A 5,018-nucleotide genomic window follows, 5' to 3' on the forward strand; every position below is an offset into this window, starting at 1 on the left:
AAAAATTTTGAAAAAGCCTTCTAAGGTTGCTGAGCTTTCGCTCAGATTTAATATCTTATATATTCAAAGATGATTTAAATAATAAAAAGATATAATTACAACATTGATAAATTCACTCTAATCGACTAAAAGGAGAGCGATGAAACCAAAATATCACTTTTACAATAATACAATTTACGCATTAAGCGGCTTAAAAGCTATGTGGTGTAGCGAGAAGTCATTTCGCATTGAGGTGGTTATAATTTTGCCTTTGTTTATTGCTATTTGGTTTTTGCCAGTTAGTTATATGCAGATGATTATCCTTGGGGTGAGTCTATTGTTTATCCTTGCGATGGAGTGCTTAAATAGTGCTGTTGAGGCGTGTGCGGATCTTGTTAGTCCGGATTTTCACCCACTAGCCAAAGTGGCTAAAGACTGCGGTAGTGCGGCTGTGTTTATCTCTATTTGCTTAGCTGTGATGGTCTGGGCTGTGGTGCTATTTAATATATTTTGGTGATAGCTGTGATTAGGGATAATCTATATTGGAATGAATTTTATAAAAACGAACACAAAGATATTGCCACGCCTACGCTTTTTGCTAATTTCATCTATGAAAATTATATAAAAAATAAAAGCGTTGTAAATTTAATCGAATTTGGCTGTGGTAATGGTAGAGATAGCCTCTATTTTGCCAAGAATAATCTAAGCGTAACTGCCATTGATAGCTCAAATATCGCCATTAATAGCTTAAAAAATAGGGATAAAAATATCAGATGGATTTGTGGGGATTTTACCAATTCTTTGGATATTAGCGATAAATTTGATATTTGCTATAGTAGATTTACACTTCATGCTATAGATGATAGTAGCCAAAGTGGCTTTATACAAAATGTTAAAAATCTGCTTAAAAGCGATGGAATTTTAGCCATAGAAGCAAGAAGCGTAAATGATGGGAAATTTGGCTTAGGTAAGAAGGTGAGTAAAAACGCATTTATATTTGATAATCATTATCGTAGATTTATAGAGCTTGATGAGTTAAGGCAAACTTTGATAAATAGCGGTTTTGAGATAGTTTATATTGATGAGAGCAGTAAATTTGCCCCCATCAAATACGAAAGTTGCGTCTGCGTAAGGGTAGTGGCTAGATATTAAGGCTATCTAGCTCGGATTTGGTTTTTAAATTCAAATAGTCATTTGAGCTAAATCTTTTTGGGACTTCTATATAGTTATCCCCATACATAAAGCATAGATATTGGTGGTAGTTTTTTAACACGCTTAGGCTAAAATCCTTATAATTTAAGCGTTTTAGCCCACCATCAAAAATCTCATTAGGAAAGTAAAAAAATCTCCCATCATCATAGTCGCAAACCTTGAATTTACCATAGTTATCAAATAATCCAATATCGATAACCACCCCATCGCTATTTGTGATGGTAATTCGCTTTATATCTCCAGCCTTAAGATTTAAGCCATCATCTTGGATATAACGCAAATTTACTTGATACTTACTACCTAATAAATCAGGCAAATTCCTAGCTAAATACTCTAGATCGCTGTATTTTAACACATATAAATCCACATCGCTAACTACGCTTAAAGCCTTGCTACGCAATATAGATATAAGCCCAGAGTTACAAATGAAATAATCCATATTAATCTGATTAAAATACCCATCTAAAATTCGCATAACCTCATCAGTCAAACGCTCTCTATCAGGGGTTGAAAATGAGATATCCCTATCTTCTATAAGCTTGATTTTGTCTTTTAGACCTAAATTTACAAGCTGAGCCTCCATCTCATCGACCCAGATCCCACCTATATAGATATAATCAAATTCCAATTTCACAATCTCATCAACGCTATAAATAGGAATATCCATATATTTACTGCCTTGCTTTTGCTTGTTATTATCTATAAAAGCTACTATATTATCCCTATCATTAACCGCTCTATGTATGGCTCTACCGGCTGCTCCAGTGCCAAAAATAACTATATTTTTCATATATAAACCTTTTTTATTTTTATATATTTTAACATATGTAAAGGTTAAATTTAATACAATTTAATACTAATTTTTGCATATTTTTACAAATATGGGGGGGGGTTGGCGTGCAAATAGAGATTAAAAATTTGATAATTCAAACGATTAAAACCATCAAAAAAGATGCTATTGTAGATGAAAATTCATATATTTTTGGTAGATCTAATGCTTTATTTGATAGTATTGGGCTGCTTGAGCTAGTTGTGGAGCTTGAAGAGGCAATATATGATAAATTTGGCAAAAATATTAGCCTATCTGATAAAAAAGCAATGAGCCAAAAAACTTCGCCATTTATAAATATCAACTCACTATCTAAATATATCCAAAAGTCTTTAAATGAGTAGAGTTTTTATCATCACAGGCACGAGCAAAGGCATCGGCAATGCTCTTGCTAGATTGTATCTAGATGAGGGTCATACCATCATAGGCTGCTCTAGAAATACCCCAAATATCAATCACACTAATTACCATCATTACACATTAGATGCTAATGATGAGAAATCTGTAATTGATATGATTAAAGAGATTGGGCGTAAATTTAAAGTAGATATTTTGATTAATAATATCGGCACAACCACCCTAAACCATATCGCCACTACAAATTTGGATTTGGTAGATGAGATATATAGAGTTAATTTTAGGACTACATTTTTATTTACCAAAGAGGTGGCTAAAATTATGATGAAAAATCGCAAAGGAAGTATAGTAAATATCTCTAGTATCGCAGTTCCGCTTAATTTAGAAGGCGAAGCAGTCTATGCTAGTATGAAATCAGCCATAGAAAAATTTACTCAAATCAGCGCTAAGGAATTTGGATATTATGGTATCAGGATAAACGCTCTAGGAGTTAGCCCTACTAAAACCAATCTTATAAAAGCCTTACCAAAAGATAAATTAGATAGCTTGCTATCTAAACTGATAATAAAAGATTATTGCGAATTTGAAGATATTAAAAATGGGGTTGATTTCTTAATCAGTGATAAAAGCAGATTTATAACAGCCCAAACCATATATCTAGGTGGAGTATGCTAAAAGCCCTAAAATCAAATCAAGATAAAATCGCCATAATAGACAAAGGCAAAGAACACTCATATCAACACCTTATAGATAGGATTAATCTTTATAAATCACTAATCAAAGATGAGCTTTCAAATGGCGATATAGTGGCGTTAAGGGCTATTTATAGCTTTGAGAGTATCGCTATGTTTATCGCACTTTATCTAAATAAAAATATAGTAGCACTACTACCAGATAGCCCAAATTTAGATGAGTATCTACAAAGCTCAAACGCAAACAAACTAATAGAGATAAAAAGCCAAATCAATATAAAAAGCCTAAATCCACCAAAGCACGATAAAATCAAAGAGCTAAATAACCAAAGTGGCTTAATAATCTTTTCTAGCGGAACCCTAAATAAGCCAAAAGCTATAATTCACAATCTAGATAATATGGTAAAAAATTTCGCAGATAAAAGGGCAAATTCATTAAGGATTATTCTATTTTTGCTATTTGACCATATCGGCGGGATAAATACCTTGCTAAGTGGCTTATTAAGCGGCTCAACGCTCATTATAGCCAGTGATTTTTCGCCTAAAAATATATGCTATTTAATATCAAAATACAAAGCCCATATCCTACCTACTACTCCTAGTTTTTTAAATTTGCTTTTAATGACTAAGGAGTATGAAAATTATGATTTAAGCTCTCTTAGGCTCATCACCTACGGCACAGAGAGAATGGACGAAAATATACTAATTAGGCTTAAAAATATATTTAAAAAGGTTAAATTTATCCAGACTTTTGGCACGAGCGAGAGCGGGATTTTACCCACCACTTCTAAATCATCAATATCAACATACTTTAAGCTAAAGCCAGATGAGTATAAGATCAAAGATGGAAGGCTGTTTTTAAAGTCAAAAACTATGTTTTTAGGCTATATGAATTTAGATAGTGATAATCAGTGGTTTGATAGTGGGGATTTAGTTAAGCAAGATGGCGATGGATTTTTAAAAATCATAGGCAGAAGCAAGGAGATTATAAATGTAGGTGGCAAGAAACTTCTAGCTAGCGAGGTTGAGAGCTGTATTTTAGAGCTAGATGAGATAAAAGATGCTTTGGTATATGCTTTGCCGTGTGAGATTTTAGGTCAGATGGTGGCGTGCGATGTAGTGTGCGATCTAGCTAAATCAAATGCCAAAGAGCTGATAAAATCGCATTGTAAGGCTAGATTGGAGCGGTATAAAATCCCAGTTAAGATAAATATCGTAGATGAAATTACCTTCACAAACCGCTTTAAAAAAGATAGAAAACTTAGATAAACTCCACCTTGCTACTATCTGCTAGAGATTTTACCCTATTAATTAGCCTGTTATTTAATGAGTTAAATTTGGATTTTTTTAACTCCAAAGTGTAGATCTCATTGCTTTTGACTATCTCAAAGCCAAAAAATTGATTAAATCTTAGGGCGTTTTGATTGTTTAATTTAATCTTAGAGTAGATAAAATCGCTATCTTTTAAAATTTTTGATAAAAATAGATAAGCAAAGGCTGATTTAATCAAAGGCTCCACCCCGCTTTTATAAAAAATCCCCCAAAAACCATTATAAAAATTAACCCCACCCACAATCTCATCATTAAAAATCATCGCAAAATATGAATTATTTGGTAAATTTAAAATCCAATTTTTATGAGTTTGTATGTCGATTATACCGCCATCTAAGCTAATATCTCTAATTGCCTTGCTATTTCTAATGCTTAAAATCTCCAAGCTCTCACTTGGGCTTAGTAGCTTATAATCTTTAAATACAAATTTCATACCACACCTTAAAATTTTGTAAAAGAGTATTATAGCATTAAAGATATGTTTTATGGCTGTTTTTACTTCGCACGGCAACAAGTCGCCGTTTGCGACAGGGAGCTACGCTCCCTTGACCCACCTAAAGTCCCTACTTCGTAGGGTAACCCTATTTGGTTCAAATTTGTTTTGTTAAATCTGAGCT

General features: G+C 33.1%; 7 protein-coding genes. 5 read left to right on the plus strand and 2 right to left on the minus strand.

The window, feature by feature from the left end; all coding sequences use genetic code 11:
• Positions 1-139 precede the first annotated feature (139 nt).
• Together CSUIS19072_RS08170 and CSUIS19072_RS08175 are read left to right on the plus strand one after the other, a co-directional pair.
• A complete protein-coding gene (locus tag CSUIS19072_RS08170; RefSeq protein WP_086237307.1) occupies positions 140-496 on the plus strand; it encodes a diacylglycerol kinase in 357 nt (118 codons plus the stop codon).
• Positions 497-501: 5 nt separating this feature from the next.
• Positions 502-1,131, plus strand: coding sequence for a class I SAM-dependent methyltransferase (locus tag CSUIS19072_RS08175; protein WP_086237308.1), 630 nt, complete (start codon positions 502-504; stop codon positions 1,129-1,131).
• Here CSUIS19072_RS08175 and CSUIS19072_RS08180 read toward each other — a convergent pair.
• Positions 1,121-1,981, minus strand: a complete 861-nt coding sequence (locus tag CSUIS19072_RS08180) for a nucleoside-diphosphate sugar epimerase/dehydratase (RefSeq protein WP_086237309.1) — start codon at positions 1,979-1,981, stop codon at positions 1,121-1,123. The two genes, CSUIS19072_RS08175 and CSUIS19072_RS08180, sit on opposite strands and share 11 nt — an antisense overlap.
• A gap of 107 nt (positions 1,982-2,088) precedes the next feature.
• Between CSUIS19072_RS08180 and CSUIS19072_RS08185 the strand changes: the two genes are divergently transcribed.
• From CSUIS19072_RS08185 to CSUIS19072_RS08195, 3 genes are read left to right on the plus strand one after another with little or no spacing between them, the layout of a single operon-like run.
• Positions 2,089-2,364: a hypothetical protein gene (locus CSUIS19072_RS08185; RefSeq protein ID WP_201789981.1), complete on the plus strand. Its 276-nt coding sequence runs from the start codon at positions 2,089-2,091 to the stop codon at positions 2,362-2,364.
• Positions 2,357-3,052 (plus strand): SDR family NAD(P)-dependent oxidoreductase, encoded by a 696-nt coding sequence (locus tag CSUIS19072_RS08190; protein ID WP_086293207.1) that lies wholly within the window; start codon positions 2,357-2,359, stop codon positions 3,050-3,052. The genes CSUIS19072_RS08185 and CSUIS19072_RS08190 overlap by 8 nt, the downstream gene beginning before the upstream one ends.
• Positions 3,046-4,338, plus strand: coding sequence for an ANL family adenylate-forming protein (locus CSUIS19072_RS08195; RefSeq protein WP_086237311.1), 1,293 nt, complete (start codon positions 3,046-3,048; stop codon positions 4,336-4,338). Before CSUIS19072_RS08190 ends, CSUIS19072_RS08195 begins: the two co-directional genes overlap by 7 nt.
• On the opposite strand, the gene CSUIS19072_RS08200 is transcribed toward CSUIS19072_RS08195, so the two are convergent.
• Positions 4,331-4,834, minus strand: coding sequence for a hypothetical protein (locus CSUIS19072_RS08200; RefSeq protein WP_086237312.1), 504 nt, complete (start codon positions 4,832-4,834; stop codon positions 4,331-4,333). The two genes, CSUIS19072_RS08195 and CSUIS19072_RS08200, sit on opposite strands and share 8 nt — an antisense overlap.
• Between the last annotated feature and the right edge of the window lie 184 nt (positions 4,835-5,018).

It is taken from the genome of Campylobacter sp. RM19072 (assembly GCF_024723485.1).
Classification (GTDB): domain Bacteria; phylum Campylobacterota; class Campylobacteria; order Campylobacterales; family Campylobacteraceae; genus Campylobacter; species Campylobacter porcelli.